The organism is Pinibacter aurantiacus (assembly GCF_019130065.1).
Lineage (GTDB): Bacteria > Bacteroidota > Bacteroidia > Chitinophagales > Chitinophagaceae > Pinibacter > Pinibacter aurantiacus.
The window spans coordinates 62,198-83,101 of the sequence record NZ_JAHSPG010000001.1 but is presented as its reverse complement, the minus strand read 5'-3'; the positions used below and the strand labels follow the sequence as shown (position 1 = coordinate 83,101).

The following is a 20,904-nucleotide window of genomic DNA, read 5'->3' as shown; positions in this document are numbered from 1 at the left end:
GTTAAGGAATGCAAATCAGCATTTATTATCAAAATCATCTTTATGAAACAGATAGCAACCTTACTCCTCGCTTGCTCATTAAGCTTTGCTCATGCGCAGACACCCCCGCCTACACAACCGCCTCCAACGCAACCGCCACCAGCGACTGTACAATATGTTAATCCGGCACCTGTGCAGCCGCGTCAAACGCCTCCGGCAGCAGTACCTAAAATATCCTTGAATGTGCTTGGTGGTTATGTGTTTGGCGATAATGTTTCTACCGATAAATTTTACGGAAACGTAAACGGAGGCTTTCAATGGCAGGCAGGGCTTGAATTTGGTTTAAAGAAAATGTACGGTCTTGAGTTATATTATGTAAGACAAGACACTCACATAGATGTTGAGAATTATGGTGTAACACCAAAACAAACATTCAGTGCAGGCATTAACTATATACTGCTTGGTGGTAAAAGATATTCTTATATTAAAAGTGAGACGCTGATGGCCTGGTACGGCGTAAGCCTTGGTGCAGCTTTTGGAAATAATGAAGATGGTGACGGTTCTTATTCAAAATTTGCCTGGGGACTACGGCTTGGTCTGAAAGCAAAGCCAAACAAAGAATCTAAAATAGGATTTCTCTTCCAGGCGCAATTGCTTTCTGCTGTGCAAGCCGCAGGTGGAGGCATCTACTTTGGAACCGGCGGCGTAGGAACCGGCGTATCAACATATTCAACCATCTATCAGTTTGGTTTGAGCGGTGGCATATCGATCGCGTTGAAATAATTGAATAACTGAATAACTGAATAACTGATTAACTGAATAACTGAGTCATTGAATAATTGAGTAACTGAATGATTGAATCTTCGAATAATTGAAGAAAGGTTAATTTTCAAGTTCAGTTATTCAGTTAATCAGTTATTCAGTCATTCCTAAATCCAGTTCTCTTCTTCAACTGCTCCATTACATTGTAAATGATCGGACAAGTGCCATAGTGCATGAACATTGAAAATAATCGTCTTGTAAAATTATCCTGGTGAAGGTGAGGGAAGTCCCTGCATCCCTGGAAACGATGTTCGTAGATAGTGCATTTGTTGTTGCTCAGAAAATGACAAGGAATTGTATTGATCACATATTCGTTGCCTAGTCCCTGCTCAAGATATTTCTCTTTAGTGGAATCTGCAGGTTGCTGCAATGCTGCAGAAAGATTTTGTAATTCAGTCTCGGTTACATTTATCATCAAAGACTTACAGCAATTGCCGCAAGTTGTGCAATCTATCGCCGGACTGATCTCGTCATTCAATTCATGAACAATCGTGTCGATCTGTTTGCTGTCCTCTGCATTTTTAAGAAAGGAAGTGAAAGCATCATTTTCAGTTTCTTTCGCGACCGCTTCTGCTGCAATAAAAGATAGGGAAGTATGAATTGTGTAGTTTGCCAAACGTTGGTATTAAGCGGCAAAGGTAGCGCAAGTTGTTAGTTGTTGGTTGTTAGTTATTAGCCTTTAATTTTGAATAGTTGTCATTGATGTCTAACAACTAACAACCAATAACTAACAACTTGACTTTTAAAAAAAATCCCGCCAATTACTTAGCGGGACTTTCAAAATGTCGTTATTACTTATTCTTCGGAGTAAATGTCGTCGTCAAATTCTGCTTCCAGATCATCATCATAAATATTTTCAAACTCACTAATTTTTTCATCATCCACCTCTTCTATGACTTCAGCAATTACATCTGATTTCTTTTTCCAGAAATCTTCTGGTTCAGGCGTAAAGCTTCTTAGAAGCACACATTTTTCTGTTTCAAAAATAGCGCATACCAGCTCTATTTCATCTTCCTGTGAATCCTTGATAAGATAATAGGTATCAAGCGTAAGATCAGCGTATGTTGCCATAAAAATATTTTACTAAAGTTATGATCAATTTTTATACACGGATCTAATTAACAATTAATAATTAATAATTAACAACGGAGTCAGCCTTAAAAAATGTAACTACTCATTATTCAAACGCCCAAGAAGCCTCGACCTCGAAAAGTATGTTACACCTATTAATTCTTAATTATTAATTATTAATTTCCTAATCCTCATCTTCCTCATAGTTAAAAGCATCCTGGTTAAAATAAGTCTTCTCCCAGGCTTTCACTTTATCATCACTCAACAACTCGATAATGTCAAAAATAGGTGCATCTTTTTTCTTCCACTCCATCACTTCCGTTTCATCGTAACGTGAAATGAAATGGCAATGGTCAGACTCAAGATTTATTTTGATGAGTTTTAACGGCTCCAGTTCTTTCTCCTGAATAATGTAATAACACCCCGGTTCTAATAACGAATACGAATACATACGCACTAGTTTTTCAACGTTTTATAATAGTTAAAAAAATACAAGCAAGCTTTAAAAAATGCCGAATTTAAATGGGAGAATTGATGGATAGTTAGTAGTAAAACCACAAACAAAAGGAAAACCTATAAACTGTGGTTGAAAATCAAATATACAACTATTGGTCTTTTCAAAAAATCAAGCAGATGATTTTGCTCATTATTTTTACATAAACAAAATTTATTATTAATAATCAATGTTTTACGTATTTGCAAATAGTGTTATTATCTAACAAAACGGCTCATTCTTTGAATCAAAAATAATGACGCAAAGGGCCCGTTGTTAGCGGAAAAACCCGTATCAAGCTTAAAGCCTAACGCCAAATGCTTAACGCAAGGTCTCCGCTTTGTGCGTTAGGCGTAAAGCGTTTAGCATTAAGCTTTAACCATTTTCGCCTATTTTTGAACCTTAAGCAACCCAATGGAGAAGATAATTTTCACAGAAGAATTTTGCCAACCGCAAAAACTGTTTCCATTTACGCTAACCCGGCATGTACAGGACATTCGGGTGGGTATTCTCACCATTCGTGAGAAATGGGAGGCTTATCTGGGGCTGCCATCCTTCAACAAATGGCTGGATAATTATAAGGACAACAGCCTCTCCATTAAAACAAACGAATTATCTCCCGGCGATTATCTATTGATCCACAGCAATGTGTTGCCTTCAGCTAAAATAATTTCGCAGATAAGAAAACTCAATCCGGGTGAACTATTGCTGTGCGCGGTAAACGGGCCGGTAGCACTAAAATTCTCCAACAGGGACGCCAGCGCTAATGACATTAAAGTAAGCAAAACCATTTTGCTCGAAGAAGAAGCGAAAACCATTTCACAACCCTGGCATATTTTCCAGTTGAACGACGCTGCCATTCGCGAGGATTTTCATTTGCTGACCAATGGCAGAACTTCCCAACCGATTTGCTCTACCAATAAAACCATTGCCCCGGAAAATATATTCATTGAACAGGGAGCAAAAGTAGAGCACTGCATTCTTAATGCATCCACCGGGCCGATCTATATTGGCAGGAATGCCGAGATAATGGAAGGCTCAATCATTCGCGGGCCACTGGCTATGTGCGAAGGAGCTGTTTTGAAACTGGGGACAAAAGCATATGGCGCCACAACGCTTGGCCCATACAGTGTTGGTGGTGGCGAGATCAAGAACAGCGTTTTCTTTGGCTATTCCAACAAAGGTCATGATGGTTATCTCGGTGATTCGGTGATAGGTGAGTGGTGCAACATGGGAGCGGGAACTTCTAATTCCAATGTTAAAAACAATGCCGGTGCCGTAAAGGTCTACAGCGATCTCGAAAAAAATACATACGAAACTGCGGGCATAAAATGCGGCGTGTTAATGGGTGATTATTCCCGTTGCGCCATCAATACTTCATTCAATACCGGCACTGTCGTGGGAGTGTCCGTGAATATTTTTGGCAGTGGATTGACGCCCAAATATGTTCCCTCTTTTTCCTGGGGATCGGAAGGCATAAAAACCTATAACTTTGACGCCGCTTTGCAGCATATAGAAAACTGGAAGCAACTGAAACATCAGACAATGACGGCGGAGGAAAAAAGCATTTTGAAATATTTATACGAAAATCAATAATTCCATTTTTATGAGACAACAAATTGCAGCAGCTAACTGGAAAATGAATTTAACCTGGGAACAAGGGCAACAATTACTCAAAGGTATTTTGGATGCCAATGTTACTCCAAAACAAAACCAGGCCGTTATCATCGCTGTTCCATTTCCTTACCTGACCGCTGCAAAAGAAATAGTAGAAAAGAAAGCCGGTTACTTTGTAGCTGCGCAAAACTGCTATCATAAAAAATCAGGCGCATTTACTGGCGAAGTTTCTGCAGAAATGCTGAAGTCTATCGGCGTAAAATATGTGATCATTGGTCACAGTGAGCGTCGTGAATATTTCAACGAAACAAACCAGCAACTTGCTGACAAATTAAATTTATTGCTTGAGAACGGCATCGTTCCTGTCTTCTGCTGCGGCGAGCCTTTGGCCGTGCGTGAAGCAAACGAGCAAAACAGCTACGTAGAGCAGCAACTCGTTGAATCTCTTTTTCATTTAACTCCTGAGCAGATTTCAGGTATCGTTATTGCTTACGAGCCAATCTGGGCAATAGGTACAGGTAAAACTGCAACGGCTGACCAGGCGCAGGAAATACAAGCTTACCTGCGTTCAGTTCTTGCCGGTAAATACGGTAAAGAAGTGGCTGCAAAAATTCCTGTGTTGTACGGCGGTAGCGTAAAAGCTGCTAATGCAAAAGAAATCTTCTCAAACGAAGATGTTGATGGTGGTCTTGTAGGTGGCGCTTCTTTGCAGGCAGATGAGTTTGTGAAAATTATTGAAGGACTGAAATAGTTTATATCGCAAAACGCTTGACGTCTAACGCTTAACGCCTGTCGTGTGCGTTAAGCGTTAGGCGTTCTGCATTAAGCACACATATGAACATAAAAAAGAGTTTATTGCAAGGCTTCATTTGGAGATGGCTGTTCTTCCTGTCGCTCTTTTTGCTTAATGTAGGCTTCTCACGATATTTTGGTGCATCGGAAAGCGGCAAGGTATATTTCATTACCAACACACTTAATTTCTATTTGCTCATAAGTACCGTCAATATTGAGCTGGGAATTGCTTTTTATGCAGCCAATAAAAGAAAAAGTGTTTTTACATTGTTGGTTACGGGCTTCTGCCTCTGCGTCGCTTCTGCATTTGTGTTGATTTTGCTGCAAAACATTTCGCCGGTCTCTCGGTATTTTTCTTCCCCGGAATGGCCGTGGTACTTCCCGTTGATATTTGTTGCCGGCAATTGTTTGTCCAACTTCATCAGCCCGCTTTTTTATGCCCGGGGAAACTATGGGCTGCCAAATGGTATTATGGCATTTTTCATGCTATTACTAACTGCCTTGTTTTTTACGGTAGAAAAAACGCATTTCATTGGAGGGAACACCATGATGGCCTTGTACTTCATGCTACCGTTGTTCCAGGCGCTTTTTTTATTTATCGTCTTTCTTGTTTATGAGTGGGATATTTTGAAGGATAGCAAATTCAATATGGCCTATGTCAAAAGAGTTTTCCGTTATTCCTTCATAGCATTTGGCAATAGTTTGCTGTTGTTCCTGCTCCTGCGGATTGATTATTGGTTTGCGGAACATTATTGTTCGCCGGCAGAACTGGGCAATTACATCCAGGCCTCTAAATTCGGGCAGTTGCTGCTTATTGCGCCAACGGTTTTTTCATCTGTTTTGCTGCCACGCGTTGCAGATGGAACTTTTAAAAATTACGGACGCGTTTTGTCTTTTCCCTTTGTGTTTTTAACTGCTGTTTTCCTTTTGTGCTTTTTATTGCTGCTGGTTTGCGGCTCCTCTGTTTTCGAAGTATTAATGGGGCATGATTACAATAGCATGTATTGGCCCTCGCTCATAAAAATTCCCGCCATTCTATTCTTGTCCCTTCAGAATGTGCTGGGCATTTGGTTTGCGGGAAAAAACAAAATGAAGTACAATTTTTATAGCTCACTCGCAGGCGTGATTGCAATGATAATCGCAGATCTGGTACTGATTCCGGCGAAGGGGATAGGTGGTGCAGCCTTTGCCTCTATGCTGGCATATATGGTCGCGTTTATTACCAGCATTTACTTCTATAACAGGCAATCAAAACAGCCCTTTGGACAAATATTACATCACAGCTATAGTTTGATCTTTAACTGGAAAGAAGAAACGGTGATCCTCTGGAATCAATTCAGATCACCTTCAATTGTCAGCAAATCAGCGGAAAAGAAGCTGTCCGATTAACCCTTTAGTTTAGTCACCAGATCAACATATTCCTGCATTGCCGCTTCTCTGCTTTTACCTTTCAGATTGCTCCACGCTTCATGTTTCGCTTTGTTTACAAAATCAAAGGGGTTTGATGGAGGCTCAGTATTTACATCACCTTCGGTGCCTTGTTTGTATAATGAATACAATTGAAGCAGCGTCTCGTTATCTGGTTTTTCAGAAAGTGTTTTGCTATCTGCTACTGCCTTTTCAAAAAGATCCTTAAGTTCCATAAAAAAGATTTTGCACGAAAGTATACAATTAGAAATTTGAAAATTTGAAAATGTGCAAATTTGAAAATTCTGAAAGTCGACCATTTCCTGTGAGAGCGGTCTTTCTCACTGTTCAAATTATTTGATTTAGGAGTTTGGAACTGGCATTAAATAACGGATATTTGACCTTAAGCATTTTCAAATCAGCACATTTTCAAATTTTCAAATTTTTCCCACAACACCATCATGAAAAAAATCTTTTTCTTCTTTGCGTTTTTATGCGCCATTAATGCAAGTGCCCAGCAACAATATGATACCATTAAAAATGTTCGCTACTACGCTGATTCCATCAACAAGAAAGACAGTTACATCAACTCCCAATGCACCATCGATATTTACTATCCGAAAGGTGCAAAAAACTTTGCGACCATTGTTTGGTTCCATGGCGGAGGAATAACAGGCGGTAAAAAAGAAATTCCGCATGCATTGATGCAAAAAGGCTACGCGGTGATTGGCGTTGGTTACAGACTTTCGCCCAAAGTAAAAGCGCCTGCTTATATCGAAGATGCGGCTGCTGCTGTGGCGTGGACATTTCAGCACATTGCAGAATATGGCGGGAATACCGACCTGATCTTCGTTTCAGGACATTCAGCCGGCGGTTATCTTGGGGAAATGATCACACTCAACAAGAAATATTTAGACAAGTACAATATTGATGCAAACAAAATAGCAGAAGTAGTTCCTTTCAGCGGACAAGCCATTACCCACTTTACTGTTCGCGCAGAAAAAGGTATTAAAGAAACGCAGCCTGTCATTGATGAGTATGCTCCATTGTTTTTTGTGCGTGCCGACGCGCCGCCAATGTTGCTGATTACGGGCGACAGGGAAATGGAACTTTATGGCCGTTATGAAGAAAATGCATACCTGAATCGTATGATGAAACTGGCAGGACACAAGAGAACAACTTTATATGAATTGCAAGGCTTCGATCACGGTGGCATGGCCGAACCTGCATTTCCGTTGTTGCTGAAAGAAGTGGGTAAAAGGAGTAAAGAAATCTTGGGTAATTGAAAATTGAAAGTTGAAAATTGAAAATGCTTTCTGTGTTGCAGCGTTCTTGTCGCATTAGCAGCCTGCTTGTGAAACAAGGGTCGAGCTTCGCATAAAACCAATTTTCAATTTTCAATTTTCAACTTTCAATTTTCAATTAATTTACTGGTTCTTCGTAAACGAATACATCAAATAAGTGTGTCTGCCCGCAATATCAAGTGGAGAACGCAATACCATGCTGGCTGCATCTTGTGATACCTGTTCCAATCTGTAGCCGCTTGTAATATTTTTATCTTTTACGCCTTCTTCCAGTTCTTTAAACTGTAAGTAGTTAACGCCGTTTTCCGTTAGTCTGGACCAGAGAATATTGTGCGCACCGGCCTGGCAGTTGCCGCCGGATTGAGTGATGGTGTAGTTACCATATCCATTGGATGGAAATAGCCATGTACTGCCGATCATGCATTGGCGTGGAATGCCACCCAATACTTTTACATCAAACTTGTCATTGGGAATGCCATCAAGCGTAATGCTGTTGAGTGTCCATGTTCCGTAAATTGACTTCTTGGAAGCTCCTTCAGAAACGCCGTTTGTTTTCGTGCTTTTGCAACTGAAAGCCAGGATAGAGGCGAAAAAAACGAAAGCTACAATTGGTTTTTTCATATTTATTCTATTTGTGAGAAATAACATCCATCGGGTTAAATGATTTTTTTAGATGCACCGCATTTAAACCTGGTTGCAAATGTAAAACATCAACTTTGTTTTTTTCCTGCCACCACCATCACTATTCCTGCAAGGGCAGCAATGCCTCCAACATAAGTCGGCCAGGAATAAGTTTTCTTTTCCTTTTTATTTACTTCAAGTTCGCCAACTTTAAGCACTTTCTTTTCACTGGTAAAGCTTACGCTGGGTATAACCACCATGAGTAAGCCGATAATTATCAGAATGATTCCTGCTGTTTTCATATAAAGTTTTTTAGGTTTTATATAGAAATAGCAATATTCATTCCCTACCCGAAAATCTTAAAACGGCCGCAAAGATGCGGAATATTTAGTCAAGAATGCTCAGCTCGTCAATACGGTCAAAATGCTTTCTATTCAAGGTGACTAATGGGAGATTGTTGGAAACAGCTGTAGATGCTATTAGTAAATCTGCCAGATCTATTTGTTTACGCTTTCTTTTCAGATTGGCATTGATCAGAACTGCGGTGTCAACGCAGGTTTCATCCAGAGAAAGAATAATTATTTCTTTAAAGACATTTTTCCAAAAATCTATTTGGTTTTTGAGATGCGCCTGTGTATATCTCATATTTAGTGACTACTGAAATAGCAAAGCGATAGCCCTGTTTTACAAGGGTATACCAAAGAGAATTTGATTTGTCTGTTTTGCGGTAAAAGTCGATGAGAATTGAAGTGTCAACCAATACTATTTTGTTCGCCATTGATTAAATGCTTTTCTATTTTCAGCAATAGTTTTTAGCTGCTTTTCAGTTGCAACCGGGCCGTTTAAAAGTATTGATTCAAGGTTACTTGTATGGTTAGTAGTTTCTTTTTCAATTTCGGCTTTCAATCTTTTCAGTTGATTAGCCGGAAGTGTTTTAATGATTTTTACCAATTGGTCAAATCCTATGTCTACTTGTACTTGCATAAAGCCAAATTTAAGTTTTTTTCAAAATCCGCCACACAAAATCATAACATTTTCCCAACCAATTATTAATCCTTGTTTATTAATTATTAATTGATAATAGGTTATTTTTGCGCTTCAAAATCAACAACCGGACATGGGCAAAGTAAAAGTGGGATTGGTGCAGATGAGCTGCACGGCCAACAAACAGGAGAATCTGGATAAAGCGATTTCTAAAGTGAAAGAAGCCGCGGCAAAAGGCGCACAGATCGTTTGTCTGCAAGAGCTTTTCACTTCATTATATTTCTGCGATGTGGAAGATTATGACAACTTCCAGTTGGCAGAACCGATTCCTGGTCCATCCACAGACGCATTGTCTGCTGTGGCAAAGGAACTGGGGGTGGTGATCATCGCCTCTTTATTTGAAAAAAGAGCGCAAGGTTTGTATCACAACACAACAGCGGTATTGGATGCTGACGGTTCATACCTTGGCAAATACCGCAAAATGCATATTCCGGATGATCCGGCTTACTACGAGAAATTCTATTTCACGCCCGGTGATCTTGGATACAAAATATTTGAGACAAAATTTGCAAAGATCGGCGTACTCATCTGCTGGGACCAGTGGTATCCGGAAGCTGCGAGAATTACCGCGCTAATGGGAGCGGAGATCCTGTTTTACCCAACTGCGATCGGCTGGGCGACTTCCCAGGATCAGCATACCAACAGCGAGCAATACAACGCATGGCAAACCATTCAACGCAGCCACGCCGTTGCCAATGGCGTACACGTTGTAAGTGTGAACCGTGTAGGTTTTGAACAAGGCGGTGCTATGAAATTCTGGGGTGGGTCATTTGTTTCCAATCCGTTTGGAAACCTTCTGTACCTGGCGTCGCACGATGATGAAGAAACAACAGTGGTAGAGATCGATACCAAACTAAGCGACCGCTACAGAACACACTGGCCATTCCTGAGAGACAGAAGAATAGATTCATACCAGCCAATTACGAAGCGATATATAGACGCGGATTAATTGAAAATTGAAAGTGGAAAATTGAAAATGATACTGTAGGGGCGAATCGCATTCGCCCTTCTTACAATAACAAATAGTTGAGAGTTGAGAATGGAGCGTTGAGAGTTGTAATGTGCAAAAATGAAATGTATGTTCATAATCTCAAGGTGCTCTAGTTCCTAATTCCTAATTTCTAATTCCTGATTATCAAATGACTCCCAAAGAACTCGGATACTATTTCCCCGCAGAATTTGCTCCACATGTTGCTTGCTGGTTAAGTTGGCCGCATAAAGAAGCAAGCTGGCCGGGAAAAATCGATGCTATTTACCCATATTATTGTCAGTTTATAAAAGAGTTGACCGTTAGCGAAACAGTCTGCATCAATGTAAATGACGAAGCAATGAAAGCCTTTGCCACAAAGCATTTGCAAGTTGCAGGGGTTGATCTTAATAAAGTGAAATTCTTTTTGCATCCAACAAACGATGCATGGTGCCGCGATCATGGCCCTGCGTTTTTGATCAATCCAAATGCGGAGCAAAAGAAAGTAATCGTTGACTGGAACTACAACGCCTGGGGCGGAAAATATCCTCCTTATGACCTGGACGACGTAATTCCTACGCTGGTTGGCAACCATTACAACATTCCGGTATTCAATCCCGGCATCATCATGGAAGGCGGTTCGGTAGAGTTTAATGGAAAAGGCACATTGCTGACTTCAACGGCCTGCCTGCTGAACCCTAACAGAAATCCACAACTGAACCAGGAAGAAATTGAAACCTATCTGCGCAATTACTACGGCGTAGAACAGATATTGTGGGTAGAAGAAGGAATTATTGGCGATGATACGGATGGTCACATCGACGACACAGTGCGCTTCGTAAATGAAGACACCGTTCTTACCGTTATCGAAGAAAATAAGAATGATGAAAACTACGGCATTCTGCAGCACAATCTGCAGCAGCTGTCTCAAATGAGGCTGCTCAACGGCAAACAACTGAACATTGTAGAACTGCCAATGCCTGATCCGGTGGAATATGAAGATCAGCGACTTCCGGCTTCTTATGCCAATTTTTATATAGCAAACCATGCCGTAATTGTTCCAACTTTCCGTTGCGACAAAGATGACAAGGCGCTTCAAATCATTCAAAGCTGCTTTTCCGACAGAAAAGTGGTGGGCATCGACTCCACGGAAATTATTTGGGGATTGGGCAGCTTTCACTGCCTGAGCCAGCAGGAGCCGTTGGTGTAATCGTGAACGGTCAATCGTCAATCGTGAATGGGAGGTCGCTGAACGAATATGCCTTTTCAGCAATACCAAGTACTCAACGACTCATTCACGTTTCACGATTGACCATTCGCGTTTTTCCCTACCTTTGGCCTCCTTTACAAAATGTGGACGTAAAGGCGACTGATTTATGTCAGTCATGCAACAGCCCGCAACCCTCTATATTTGCGGACTCGTTTTTTAAAATCGCGGAAATGAAAAATAAAGGATTTAAGTATTTGATGCTATTGAGTGGATTGACGCTCGTTTTAGGTTCAGCTTTTGCACAGAAAAAGAAAAGAACAACAGCAGAACAAGTAGGCAAAAAGGGAGAGTTTTACATTTCATGGGGTTACAATAAAGAATGGTACACTCCGAGTAACATTCACATTAACCAGCCTTCTCTGGGAAATGACTACAAATTCATAAACGTGTATGCCGCTGACCATCCAGGCTGGGATGAAGGCATTGCAAACAAAGCCATCAGTATTCCTCAATACAGTTACCGCGTCGGGTATTTCTTTAAGGACAACTGGGGTGTGGAAATCAACTTCGATCATACGAAATACATTGTTGCGTCAGAACAAATGCTGCATGTAAGAGGTACTATGGACGGCAAGCAAGTAGATGCTTTCTACGACAATAACAAGCCATACGGAACAGCTGACCAACCTTTGACATATTTCCTGAATAACGGGGCCAACTTCCTGTTGTTCAACCTCGTTCACCGCAAGCATTTGACAAGTTTTAAAACAGATTGGTTCGATGCGTCCTTATTGCTAAAAGGTGGTGTGGGCATGGTAATTCCTCACGTAGAGAACACTATTTTCGGTAAGGCAAATGATCCTCACTTCCAGGTAGGTGGTATGGACGTAGGCGTTGAGGCTGCATTGAGAATGACCTTTGCCAAATATGTCTACCTTGAATATTGCAACAAACTCGTATACGCAAATTACTGGGGTCTGAGAATAAAAGACGGTACTGCCAGACAAGCTTTCGGTTGTTACGAAATGATCGTGAATCTTGGCGTGAGTGTGCCGTTGAAGAAATAGAATTGAGTTGTTAGTTGATGGTTGTTAGTAGTGGCTGATAATTGTCAACACTGATAAAAGTGGATCATTCGGTCCACTTTTATTATTTTCAAGAATATTTAACCCTAAGTATGGCGAACAAATTAAAAGTAATCCTTGCATTATGTATTTCTGCTTTTTTAATCCTGACAATAGCCAAAGGCATCATTCTATGTTTGTTATTTTTCTTTCCAAGGCCAGAATCTACTTTTTACGGGTATGACAGGTCTTTTTCTTCGATTTCCAGCTTGCTTTTTGTAGGTTTTACAAGTAATCGAATCATCTTGGAAGGCCTTATAGTCGCAATGCCCTTTGTGTTTTTCACCATTCAATTCTTTAATAATGATGTTTTGAAAAACAGAAAGCGAAGTGTCTTGGTCTATGCTTTTTTTTCCTCACTGTTGTTAACTGCACTGTGGTTAATCAAAGAATTGCTTTTTCTGATAGGGAAGGATGCAAACGATATTTTATTTAAATGGATTGATATAAAGGATGAGTTTGTAGTCGTTTTGAGTTTGTCCTTTTTAGTTTATGTTTTACTTCTGTTTCCACTTTCAAAGCAAATATTTAAAAGTCATAGCAGTCAATAACGTAGATTGCAAGAATATTTTTTCTATACTTCTAAGTCAGATAATTTGAGCGGAGCTACTTACACAGAACATCTTTTTGCAGAAACTACCACCCATTTCGCGGAGGTATTGTTACCATTGGCTTTGCCAAAAAACTACACGTGGGCCGTTCCGGCAAATTTGCTGGAAAAGGTGCAGCCCGGTTGCCGCGTAGAGGTGGTATTGAAGAATAAGAAATACGCTGGTATTGTAAAACTCGTACACACAGAAAAGCCAAAGGCATTCAACCCACAACCTATTTTAAATGTACTGGATGATGAGCCCATTGTTTTTGCGAACCAGTTGAAACTTTGGGAATGGCTCTCTGATTACTACATGTGCAGCGAAGGTGAAGTAATGCAGGCTGCATTGCCCACGCATTTTAAGCTCAGCAGCGAAACGGTTTTGATGTACAACGATGAAGCTGGAGATGATTTCGCACATTTGGACGATGAGGAGTTCCTGGTAGCGGAGGCTTTGTTATTGAAAAAAGAACTCCGATTGGTGGAAGTGCAGCAGATATTGGAAGTCTCACATGTTTATCCCGTTATCAAAAAATTAATCGAGAAAGGCGTTTGTTTTGTTTGGGAAGATTTGAAAAACAAATACACGGAGAAAAAAGAAAACTTCGTTACACTTCATCCCGAGTTTGCAACGGAGGAAGCATTGTCCAATCTGCTATCCAACGATAAAAAACTGCAGAAAGCAGAAAAGCAAATGGAGTTGTTGCTGGCGTTTCTCCATTTCATGAAAACGACCGGTGAAGTAAAACAGACGGATCTTTTAAAAAAATCAAATGCCACTGCAGCGCAGTTGAAAGGTCTTGCTGACAAAGGCATTTTGATCATTGAAAAACGTTCAGTTGATAGAATAAAAAATCTGCCTAAAAGTATCAATATAGATTTTACATTGTCGGAGGCGCAACAAAAAGCGCTCGACGAAGTGAAAGCATCTCAACAGCAAAAACAAGTTGCCTTACTGCACGGTGTAACGTCCAGTGGCAAAACGCAGATCTATGTGAAGCTGATTGAAGAATTGCTGGCAAAGGGAAAACAGGTGCTGTACATGCTGCCGGAAATAGCCCTCACTGCCCAGGTTATACGCCGCTTACAGAAATATTTCGGAGGACATATTTTTATTTATCACTCCAAGTTCAATTCAAACGAACGCATCGAGATTTGGAACAAGGTAAAAACCGGGGAAGCGAAAATAATATTAGGCGCAAGATCGGCGCTGTTCCTGCCTTTCCGTGAACTCGGCCTTGTCATTTGTGATGAAGAACACGATTCGTCATACAAGCAACAGGATCCCGCCCCACGCTACCACGCACGCGATGCCGCGATCTATTTCGCTTCCTTGTTTGGTGCAAATGTAGTTTTGGGAAGTGCCACGCCATCACTGGAAAGCTACTACAATGCCTCAATCGGTAAATATGCGATGGTCGAATTACTGACTCGTTTTGGTGATGTTGACATGCCGAAAATAGAAATCGTAGACACCAAAAAACTGTTTACAAAAGAAAAGGGAAAAGTAATACTGTCTGTTCCGTTGCAGGAAGCCATTACCGAAAGCCTTCAAAAGAAGAAGCAAGTCATTTTGTTCCAGAACCGCCGCGGTTATTCGCCTTACCAGGTTTGTCAAACCTGTGGCTGGATACCGCATTGTCACAATTGTGACGTTTCGCTAACGTTTCACAAGCTAAGCAATAAGCTTGTTTGCCATTATTGCGGCACAAATTATCCTCCCGTTCATACCTGCGAAGCTTGTGGAAATCACCATTTTGCACAACAGAATTTTGGAACGGAAAGGGTAGAAGAAGAGCTGCAGGAATTTTTTCCCGATGCTAAGGTCTCTCGGATGGACATGGACGCGGTAAAAGGAAAACATGGCCACGATGCGCTGATCCAGCTTTTCGAGCAACAGCGCATAGACATTCTCGTGGGAACGCAGATGGTTGTGAAGGGACTCGACTTCGAACATGTGCAGCTTGTCGGGATACTGGACGGTGATGCTATTCTCGGATTCGCCGATTTTCGTGTGAGCGAGCGTGGTTTCCAGCTGATGGAGCAGGTGAGTGGCCGGGCCGGGCGCAAAAGTGAACAGGGAAAAGTATTGGTCCAGGTGCGTAACGTCAACCAACCGGTGCTGTTTTTCGTGCAGCAACACGACTACAAGAGTTTTTACAAATCGGAGATTGACAGCCGCAAGCAATTTCAATACCCGCCGTTTACTCGTTTGCTCCAGGTAACTTTCAAGCATAAAAACCCGGATGTGGTGGCGCACGCGGCACGCACGTTTGCCCAGGGCATGCATTCGCTTTATGGACAATATATAATTGGTCCGGCACAACCTATCATCAACAAAATCAGGAATTTATACCTTATGGAAATGATGCTGAAGTTGCCAAAAGACACGCAGCTGATTAATGCCTGCAAGCACATGATCCAGGCGCAAACAGCCATTTTGCATAATGATAGTCGGTTTAAAAGTGTGATGATAACACCGGATGTGGATCCGTATTAGGGTACAGACAAGGCAATGCCTTGTCTGTACAAGGGTGAAAGCTTGGGTGTTTTTTACATTCTGAAAAAAGAAAGTTGCACACAACGTCTAACAACTAAAAACCAACAACTAACAACTAGATTTTCAACATCTTACAAAATAAATATCCCCACTTTCACAATAAAAAATCCTCTCTGAAAACTAAAAATTTTGGGAAAGGGTTTTTGCTTTTATAATCAATCCGTTAAATTCGCACCGTTTGGAAAAAGTACCGTTTTAACACATAAACTATGGCAGAAGAAAAGAAAGAGAATTTTGAGTATACGGAAGACTCGATACGAAGCCTCGACTGGCGTGAACATATCCGCCTTCGTCCGGGGATGTACATTGGTAAATTAGGAGATGGAAGCAGTCCGGATGATGGTATCTATGTGTTGCTGAAAGAGGTGATGGACAACTGTATCGATGAGCATACGATGGGCTATGGTAAAAACGTGGAGGTTTCAATAGACGATAAAACTGTTACCATTCGCGACTACGGTCGCGGTATTCCTTTAGGAAAAGTGGTGGACGTGGTAAGTAAAATAAACACAGGCGCGAAATACGATAGCAAGGCCTTCCAGAAAAGTGTGGGTTTGAACGGTGTGGGTACGAAGGCCGTGAACGCGTTGAGTACCTGGTTTAAAGTAACTGCTTTCCGCGATGGCAAAGAGAAAACTGCCGAGTTTGAAAAAGGTGTTTTGACCAAAGAGCATAAAGAAGCTAAAACTACTGAGCCAAACGGAACCCTGGTTTCGTTTATTGCTGATAGTAACGTGTTCAAGAATTTCCATTTTGTACACGAATACCTCGATAACCAATTTTGGAACTATTGCTATTTGAATGCCGGATTGATCATCAACTTCAACGGCAAGAAATATGTTTCTAAAAATGGCCTTCTAGATTTGCTGCAACGCAAAACTAATGAAGACGAAATCCGCTACCCGATCATTCACCTGAAAGGCGAAGACATCGAAGTAGCAGTTACCCATGAAAACCAATACGGGGAAGAATATTACTCCTTCGTAAACGGTCAGTATACTACACAAGGCGGAACGCACCTCGCGGCATTCAGAGAGGCGTTTGTAAAAACCATCCGCGATTTTTATAAGAAAGATTACGATGCCGCTGATATCCGAAGCAGCATTTGCGCAGCGGTTTCCGTACGTGTACAGGAACCGGTTTTCGAATCGCAAACCAAAACAAAACTTGGTTCGTTAAACGTTTATGAGAACGGCCCAACCATGAAGAACTTCGTAACCGAGTTTCTTTCAAAAGAGTTGGACAACTTCCTTCACCGCAATCCAACAACTGCCGAGGCTTTAAAGAAAAGAATTGAGCAAAGTGAGCGCGAGAGAAAGGAGCTGGCAGGTATTAAAAAACTGGCGAACGAAAGAGCGAAGAAAGCGAATCTGCATAACCGCAAACTGAGAGATTGCCGTTATCACTACAACGACGAGGCAACAGGAAAAGATAAAGAAACCATTTTAGAGAAGCAGAAAGAAAGCACCATCTTTATTACAGAGGGTGATAGTGCCAGCGGTTCCATTACCAAATCCCGTAACGTGGAAACGCAAGCTGTGTTTAGTTTGCGTGGTAAACCTTTGAATAGTTTTGGTCTTACTAAAAAAGTAGTGTACGAAAACGAGGAGTTCAACCTGCTGCAGCACGCGTTGAACATTGAAGAGAGCTACGATGATCTTCGCTACAACAATATCGTAATAGCAACCGATGCCGACGTAGATGGTATGCACATCCGTTTGCTGTTGATGACATTTTTCCTGCAGTTTTTCCCTGACATTGTAAAGAACGGTCACGTTTATATTTTGGAAACGCCGTTGTTCCGTGTTCGTAACAAACAGGAAACTATATACTGTTACGACGAAACAGAAAAACAGGCAGCTGTTAAAAAGCTTGGCAGCAAACCGGAGATAACGCGATTCAAAGGTTTAGGAGAGATCAGCCCTGACGAGTTCAAGCGCTTTATCGGCAACGACATGCGCAAACAACCGGTGATGATCATGCCTGAAACGCATATTCAGCAATTGCTTGAATATTTCATGGGAAAAAACACACAGGAACGTCAGGAGTTCATTATTGATAATCTTAGGGTGGAGCTTGACCTTGTAGAGGAGGCAGCACCTAGTGCCAATTAATAATTAATAATTAAAAATTAATAGGCGTCAGTCTGTATATTTTTGATTACTCAGATGATTGATATTGAAACGAATTAAAGCATTCAAGGAAGTTCAGCTATTAAACATGAATTATTATTCGCTATGACCTTAGAATACTTGCTGTCATAACGATGAAGCAAGACAATGTTATTCTTGATAAAACATTCAGTTTTTCGATAAGAATTATAAAGCTCTTTCAATATTTAAAGACAAAAAAGACTGATAAAGAATTAATTGGGCAATTGTTAAGAAGTGGTACTTCAATAGGTGCCAATACCGAAGAAGCAATTGGCGGATCGTCAAGAAAGGACTTTGTTCATAAACTCAAAATCGCGTATAGGGAAGCCAGAGAAACCCGATATTGGTTAAAACTATTATTGGCAACAGATATTGTAGAGGAAAGAATTGGTAACTCATTAATAAAAGATTGCGAAGAATTATTAAAAATATTAACGGCAATCATAAACAAAAACGATACTAATTAATAGCGGTGATCTTGCGCTTTTAATTATTAATTATTAATTATTAATTCAATGCTTCACATAGTATTTAACGAACCAGACATCGCTGTTTTAAAACAAGCCATCGCGCTTGACGAAAATCTTCAGGGCGAGGTTATACAGATAAAAGATGATTACGCGGTAGGACCGCTGGAAAACATCTATGTCGGCGAAGGGAAAGAAGCGCGCAAAAACTGGTGGCGCGAAGTGCTGGCAGGTGGTGACTATGATGGCAAGGCAGATACCGATGAAGTGGACGATTACAAAACAATCGCGGAATTGGTGGGTACGATGCGCAGAAACGAAAATGAAATTATCTGGATATGGGCAGCGCAAAATAAACACGATGTATCCGGTTATTACTGGCTGTTGAAATACATGCAGGAGTTCCAGGGACGCGTGTTCATTCTGTATTTGAATAACTTGCCTTTCATTAATGAGAAGGGACAAATATTCTATCCAACGTGGCTTTCGACCATTCCGCCAAAGGAATTTTTGAAGGCGAAAAAGTTGGCCAGACCTATTACCCTCAGTGAATTTGAAGTCGACCCTGATGAGTGGGCGAAACTATGCGGCGAAAATAAAGGGGTTCGTTTGCTGGAAGGGGGAAAGAAATTGTCGCAGGCGGATTATGATTTTTATGATGAAGAGCTGAAAAAATTCATCACTGGTGATTGGCAAAAAGCCAGCAAAATCATCAACCAATTTTTGGCAAAAGCAAAACAAACTACAGGCGATGCGTACATATTGTGGCGCCTGAAACAAATGCTGGCAGCCGGAGAATACGATGTGCAGGGTGAAATAAAAAACATGAAGGATTTTGAAGTGAAGGCGAAAGCGGCGCAGGTGATGACTGACGAACAAAGCGTATAATAATAGAGTGGATATTTTTAATTAATCATTCAGCTGATTGTTCAACGGAAATGAAACAATAAGATGAAATTAGAATGGGCTTTGTAAGATCATTTGACATGACTTCAAAATTTAGCACTTTAGTGCACCAAATTGCGAAACGCGATAGTAGCAGGTTGCGATTAATTATTTTTTTAGCAGCCTGTTGTTTGTGGTTCATTCACCACCAATTTTCGTTTCTTGGTTTTTATAACAATGATGATATTAATTACGTAGAATATGCCGCATCACTGTCGCAAAACAAGTTTTCGTTTACCAGCGATAGCCAGTATGGCTTGCGATGGGCGTGTATTTTGATCACCGGCATTTTCTACAAGTTCTTTGGAATAAATGACTTTTCAACTACGGCATATAGCTTTATATCATTGATGGTTACAGGTTGGATAGTGGTGCTTTTGTCAAAAAGACGATCATTCAAATATTTCATACTTGCGCTGATGCTGTTTTTTTTGAATTACACACTCTTGTTTTATTCCTACAGGCTCCTGCCTGATCCTGGAATATGCTTATGTGTAATGGCGGCTTATTATTTTTATGATCGTTACAAATTTGACAAAGATTATTCGCTGTGGCTGCCGGTGCTATTTGGCGCCATAAATTTTGTTGCCGTCATCACGAAAGAAAGCATCGTTTTAATATTGCCTCTTTTTTTGTGGTGGATAGTTCAGGATCTGCGAAATGTAAGACAACGGAGATTTTGGTTAACGGCCATTGTTACGATGTTTGTATTAGCATTCAGTTATCTGCTGTACTTTAAAATTGCCACGGGTAGCTGGTTTTATCGTTTAGACGTATTAATGCAAAACAACTACGTTAACATTTGCCGGTATGATCTACTGCCCGCAAAAGAAACGATAAAACGAGTAACCTATTTATTATGGAATGCTTTCTGGCAATCGGGTGATGGTATATGTCTGATCTTTGGAATAACGGCGTTGGTTTACAGGAAAAAACTGCAACTGCAGGAAAGAGAAATGCACATACTAAGCACGTTTTTTGTGTTGCTACTATGTGCAAATTTTATGACAGTTTCATACAATGGATATGTTCCGTTATGTTATGACCCACGGCATTTTTTGTTCTTGCTGCCTTTTTCAATATTAGCCGGAAGTTTTTTACTCGAGAAGTTTTATCAACAGCCATTTAAATTTATTGGGTTGCCTGTCTTTTTTATTTTATCTGCATTGTTGCTGGTAATAATTAAAGCGGGGGATATGAAATATTTTTATGGCTTGATTGGTGTGTTTTTGCTTGGCTGGTGTTTTGTGGCTAAGATGATTGTCGACAAAAAGGCATTTTTGGTTTTTACCATTTGTTTTTTTTGCCTGCTTTCGATCCGGCCTTTGATAGACATTTATCGTCATAATAATGTGATGTATTTTGATCACAGAGCGTTGATAAAAAAAACGTTTCCTGCAAGGATTACAAATGCAATCGTGTATACCGATGATCAGATAGACAGGGATTTGAGTAAGTATTTTATGCAATATGATACGCTGCAGGTGCGGTTTTTATATACAAAAACTTTGAGCAAACAACTTTTATATAATGTGGATGGTCCAGTGTATTTTTTGCTAAATGAAAAAAGAATACCTGCAGGCGATTTCGAAAAAAATATTAATTCAAATGATTTGAAAGCTGTTACTTTTACTAAATCAGGTTATTTTTCTTTGTATAGAATAGAAAAAAAATGACCGGATTTATCAAGTGGCTTATCAGTAATTAGTTCTTTGGCTATGGACCCAATACTTTAC

22 protein-coding genes are annotated in these 20,904 nt (G+C 40.6%); 14 read left to right on the top strand and 8 right to left on the bottom strand.

Features of this window, described 5'->3' with window-relative positions; translation table 11 throughout:
* Positions 1 to 42: 42 nt before the first annotated feature.
* Entirely contained in the window at positions 43 to 762 is a 720-nt protein-coding gene (locus KTO63_RS00345; protein WP_217789127.1) for a hypothetical protein, read from the top strand.
* Positions 763 to 898: 136 nt separating this feature from the next.
* Here the strand turns inward: KTO63_RS00345 and KTO63_RS00340 are convergent, their stop codons facing one another.
* The 3 genes from KTO63_RS00340 to KTO63_RS00330 all read right to left on the bottom strand — a co-directional run bounded on the left by KTO63_RS00340 (position 899) and on the right by KTO63_RS00330 (position 2,323).
* The gene (locus tag KTO63_RS00340) at positions 899 to 1,417 is read right to left on the bottom strand and encodes a YkgJ family cysteine cluster protein (RefSeq protein ID WP_217789126.1); all 519 of its coding nucleotides are present in this window, start codon (positions 1,415 to 1,417) and stop codon (positions 899 to 901) included.
* 179 nt (positions 1,418 to 1,596) lie between these two features.
* Positions 1,597 to 1,872, bottom strand: a complete 276-nt coding sequence (locus KTO63_RS00335; protein WP_217789125.1) for a hypothetical protein — start codon at positions 1,870 to 1,872, stop codon at positions 1,597 to 1,599.
* Between the two features lie 184 nt (positions 1,873 to 2,056).
* Positions 2,057 to 2,323, bottom strand: a complete 267-nt coding sequence (locus KTO63_RS00330; protein WP_217789124.1) for a hypothetical protein — start codon at positions 2,321 to 2,323, stop codon at positions 2,057 to 2,059.
* A 456-nt stretch (positions 2,324 to 2,779) separates the two neighbouring features.
* On the opposite strand from KTO63_RS00330, the gene KTO63_RS00325 reads away from it, so the two are divergent.
* From KTO63_RS00325 to KTO63_RS00315, 3 genes are all read left to right on the top strand, one after another.
* Positions 2,780 to 3,961, top strand: coding sequence for a putative sugar nucleotidyl transferase (locus KTO63_RS00325; protein WP_217789123.1), 1,182 nt, complete (start codon positions 2,780 to 2,782; stop codon positions 3,959 to 3,961).
* Positions 3,962 to 3,971: 10 nt separating this feature from the next.
* Positions 3,972 to 4,733 carry a triose-phosphate isomerase gene (tpiA, locus tag KTO63_RS00320; RefSeq protein WP_217789122.1) on the top strand — a complete coding sequence of 254 codons (762 nt, stop codon included), beginning with the start codon at positions 3,972 to 3,974 and terminating at the stop codon, positions 4,731 to 4,733.
* A gap of 83 nt (positions 4,734 to 4,816) precedes the next feature.
* Positions 4,817 to 6,163, top strand: a complete 1,347-nt coding sequence (locus tag KTO63_RS00315) for a lipopolysaccharide biosynthesis protein (RefSeq protein ID WP_217789121.1) — start codon at positions 4,817 to 4,819, stop codon at positions 6,161 to 6,163.
* Here the strand turns inward: KTO63_RS00315 and KTO63_RS00310 are convergent.
* Positions 6,160 to 6,417 carry an acyl-CoA-binding protein gene (locus tag KTO63_RS00310; RefSeq protein ID WP_217789120.1) on the bottom strand — a complete coding sequence of 86 codons (258 nt, stop codon included), beginning with the start codon at positions 6,415 to 6,417 and terminating at the stop codon, positions 6,160 to 6,162. The two genes, KTO63_RS00315 and KTO63_RS00310, sit on opposite strands and share 4 nt — an antisense overlap.
* Before the next feature lie 225 nt (positions 6,418 to 6,642).
* Between KTO63_RS00310 and KTO63_RS00305 the strand changes: the two genes are divergently transcribed.
* Positions 6,643 to 7,467, top strand: coding sequence for an alpha/beta hydrolase (locus KTO63_RS00305; RefSeq protein ID WP_217789119.1), 825 nt, complete (start codon positions 6,643 to 6,645; stop codon positions 7,465 to 7,467).
* A gap of 141 nt (positions 7,468 to 7,608) precedes the next feature.
* Here KTO63_RS00305 and KTO63_RS00300 read toward each other — a convergent pair whose 3' ends face one another.
* From KTO63_RS00300 to KTO63_RS00285, 4 genes are all read right to left on the bottom strand, one after another.
* Complete coding sequence (locus tag KTO63_RS00300; protein WP_217789118.1) at positions 7,609 to 8,106, bottom strand: lipocalin family protein; 498 nt, start codon at positions 8,104 to 8,106, stop codon at positions 7,609 to 7,611.
* An 89-nt stretch (positions 8,107 to 8,195) separates the two neighbouring features.
* Positions 8,196 to 8,408: a hypothetical protein gene (locus KTO63_RS00295; protein ID WP_217789117.1), complete on the bottom strand. Its 213-nt coding sequence runs from the start codon at positions 8,406 to 8,408 to the stop codon at positions 8,196 to 8,198.
* A gap of 85 nt (positions 8,409 to 8,493) precedes the next feature.
* The gene (locus tag KTO63_RS00290) at positions 8,494 to 8,751 is read right to left on the bottom strand and encodes a type II toxin-antitoxin system VapC family toxin (protein ID WP_217789116.1); all 258 of its coding nucleotides are present in this window, start codon (positions 8,749 to 8,751) and stop codon (positions 8,494 to 8,496) included.
* Between the two features lie 117 nt (positions 8,752 to 8,868).
* Positions 8,869 to 9,090: a hypothetical protein gene (locus tag KTO63_RS00285; protein WP_217789115.1), complete on the bottom strand. Its 222-nt coding sequence runs from the start codon at positions 9,088 to 9,090 to the stop codon at positions 8,869 to 8,871.
* A 133-nt stretch (positions 9,091 to 9,223) separates the two neighbouring features.
* Between KTO63_RS00285 and KTO63_RS00280 the strand changes: the two genes are divergently transcribed.
* The 9 genes from KTO63_RS00280 (at position 9,224) to KTO63_RS00240 (ending at position 20,844) form a co-directional block, all read left to right on the top strand.
* Positions 9,224 to 10,099: a carbon-nitrogen hydrolase gene (locus KTO63_RS00280; RefSeq protein ID WP_217789114.1), complete on the top strand. Its 876-nt coding sequence runs from the start codon at positions 9,224 to 9,226 to the stop codon at positions 10,097 to 10,099.
* A gap of 190 nt (positions 10,100 to 10,289) precedes the next feature.
* A complete protein-coding gene (locus KTO63_RS00275) occupies positions 10,290 to 11,327 on the top strand; it encodes an agmatine deiminase family protein (protein WP_217789113.1) in 1,038 nt (345 codons plus the stop codon).
* A gap of 230 nt (positions 11,328 to 11,557) precedes the next feature.
* Positions 11,558 to 12,394 (top strand): hypothetical protein, encoded by an 837-nt coding sequence (locus KTO63_RS00270; protein WP_217789112.1) that lies wholly within the window; start codon positions 11,558 to 11,560, stop codon positions 12,392 to 12,394.
* 110 nt (positions 12,395 to 12,504) lie between these two features.
* The gene (locus KTO63_RS00265; RefSeq protein WP_217789111.1) at positions 12,505 to 13,002 is read left to right on the top strand and encodes a hypothetical protein; all 498 of its coding nucleotides are present in this window, start codon (positions 12,505 to 12,507) and stop codon (positions 13,000 to 13,002) included.
* A gap of 6 nt (positions 13,003 to 13,008) precedes the next feature.
* Positions 13,009 to 15,543, top strand: a complete 2,535-nt coding sequence (gene priA / locus KTO63_RS00260) for a replication restart helicase PriA (RefSeq protein ID WP_232372968.1) — start codon at positions 13,009 to 13,011, stop codon at positions 15,541 to 15,543.
* A gap of 269 nt (positions 15,544 to 15,812) precedes the next feature.
* Positions 15,813 to 17,717 carry a DNA topoisomerase IV subunit B gene (locus KTO63_RS00255; protein ID WP_217789110.1) on the top strand — a complete coding sequence of 635 codons (1,905 nt, stop codon included), beginning with the start codon at positions 15,813 to 15,815 and terminating at the stop codon, positions 17,715 to 17,717.
* Positions 17,718 to 17,869: 152 nt separating this feature from the next.
* Positions 17,870 to 18,223 (top strand): four helix bundle protein, encoded by a 354-nt coding sequence (locus KTO63_RS00250; protein ID WP_217789109.1) that lies wholly within the window; start codon positions 17,870 to 17,872, stop codon positions 18,221 to 18,223.
* 48 nt (positions 18,224 to 18,271) lie between these two features.
* The gene (locus tag KTO63_RS00245; protein ID WP_217789108.1) at positions 18,272 to 19,111 is read left to right on the top strand and encodes a DUF1835 domain-containing protein; all 840 of its coding nucleotides are present in this window, start codon (positions 18,272 to 18,274) and stop codon (positions 19,109 to 19,111) included.
* Between the two features lie 98 nt (positions 19,112 to 19,209).
* Positions 19,210 to 20,844: an ArnT family glycosyltransferase gene (locus KTO63_RS00240; RefSeq protein WP_217789107.1), complete on the top strand. Its 1,635-nt coding sequence runs from the start codon at positions 19,210 to 19,212 to the stop codon at positions 20,842 to 20,844.
* Positions 20,845 to 20,904 lie beyond the last annotated feature (60 nt).

What these genes read in the sequence shown, in the direction of transcription:
- KTO63_RS00345 (WP_217789127.1), top strand. Translation starts at nt 43, where the DNA reads ATGAAACAGATAGCAACCTTACTCCTCGCTTGCTCATTAAGCTTTGCT.
- KTO63_RS00335 (WP_217789125.1), bottom strand. Translation starts at nt 1,872, where the DNA reads ATGGCAACATACGCTGATCTTACGCTTGATACCTATTATCTTATCAAG.
- KTO63_RS00330 (WP_217789124.1), bottom strand. Translation starts at nt 2,323, where the DNA reads ATGTATTCGTATTCGTTATTAGAACCGGGGTGTTATTACATTATTCAG.
- KTO63_RS00325 (WP_217789123.1), top strand. Translation starts at nt 2,780, where the DNA reads ATGGAGAAGATAATTTTCACAGAAGAATTTTGCCAACCGCAAAAACTG.
- tpiA (WP_217789122.1), top strand. Translation starts at nt 3,972, where the DNA reads ATGAGACAACAAATTGCAGCAGCTAACTGGAAAATGAATTTAACCTGG.
- KTO63_RS00315 (WP_217789121.1), top strand. Translation starts at nt 4,817, where the DNA reads ATGAACATAAAAAAGAGTTTATTGCAAGGCTTCATTTGGAGATGGCTG.
- KTO63_RS00310 (WP_217789120.1), bottom strand. Translation starts at nt 6,417, where the DNA reads ATGGAACTTAAGGATCTTTTTGAAAAGGCAGTAGCAGATAGCAAAACA.
- KTO63_RS00305 (WP_217789119.1), top strand. Translation starts at nt 6,643, where the DNA reads ATGAAAAAAATCTTTTTCTTCTTTGCGTTTTTATGCGCCATTAATGCA.
- KTO63_RS00300 (WP_217789118.1), bottom strand. Translation starts at nt 8,106, where the DNA reads ATGAAAAAACCAATTGTAGCTTTCGTTTTTTTCGCCTCTATCCTGGCT.
- KTO63_RS00295 (WP_217789117.1), bottom strand. Translation starts at nt 8,408, where the DNA reads ATGAAAACAGCAGGAATCATTCTGATAATTATCGGCTTACTCATGGTG.
- KTO63_RS00290 (WP_217789116.1), bottom strand. Translation starts at nt 8,751, where the DNA reads ATGAGATATACACAGGCGCATCTCAAAAACCAAATAGATTTTTGGAAA.
- KTO63_RS00285 (WP_217789115.1), bottom strand. Translation starts at nt 9,090, where the DNA reads ATGCAAGTACAAGTAGACATAGGATTTGACCAATTGGTAAAAATCATT.
- KTO63_RS00280 (WP_217789114.1), top strand. Translation starts at nt 9,224, where the DNA reads ATGGGCAAAGTAAAAGTGGGATTGGTGCAGATGAGCTGCACGGCCAAC.
- KTO63_RS00275 (WP_217789113.1), top strand. Translation starts at nt 10,290, where the DNA reads ATGACTCCCAAAGAACTCGGATACTATTTCCCCGCAGAATTTGCTCCA.
- KTO63_RS00270 (WP_217789112.1), top strand. Translation starts at nt 11,558, where the DNA reads ATGAAAAATAAAGGATTTAAGTATTTGATGCTATTGAGTGGATTGACG.
- KTO63_RS00265 (WP_217789111.1), top strand. Translation starts at nt 12,505, where the DNA reads ATGGCGAACAAATTAAAAGTAATCCTTGCATTATGTATTTCTGCTTTT.
- KTO63_RS00255 (WP_217789110.1), top strand. Translation starts at nt 15,813, where the DNA reads ATGGCAGAAGAAAAGAAAGAGAATTTTGAGTATACGGAAGACTCGATA.
- KTO63_RS00250 (WP_217789109.1), top strand. Translation starts at nt 17,870, where the DNA reads ATGAAGCAAGACAATGTTATTCTTGATAAAACATTCAGTTTTTCGATA.
- KTO63_RS00245 (WP_217789108.1), top strand. Translation starts at nt 18,272, where the DNA reads ATGCTTCACATAGTATTTAACGAACCAGACATCGCTGTTTTAAAACAA.
- KTO63_RS00240 (WP_217789107.1), top strand. Translation starts at nt 19,210, where the DNA reads ATGACTTCAAAATTTAGCACTTTAGTGCACCAAATTGCGAAACGCGAT.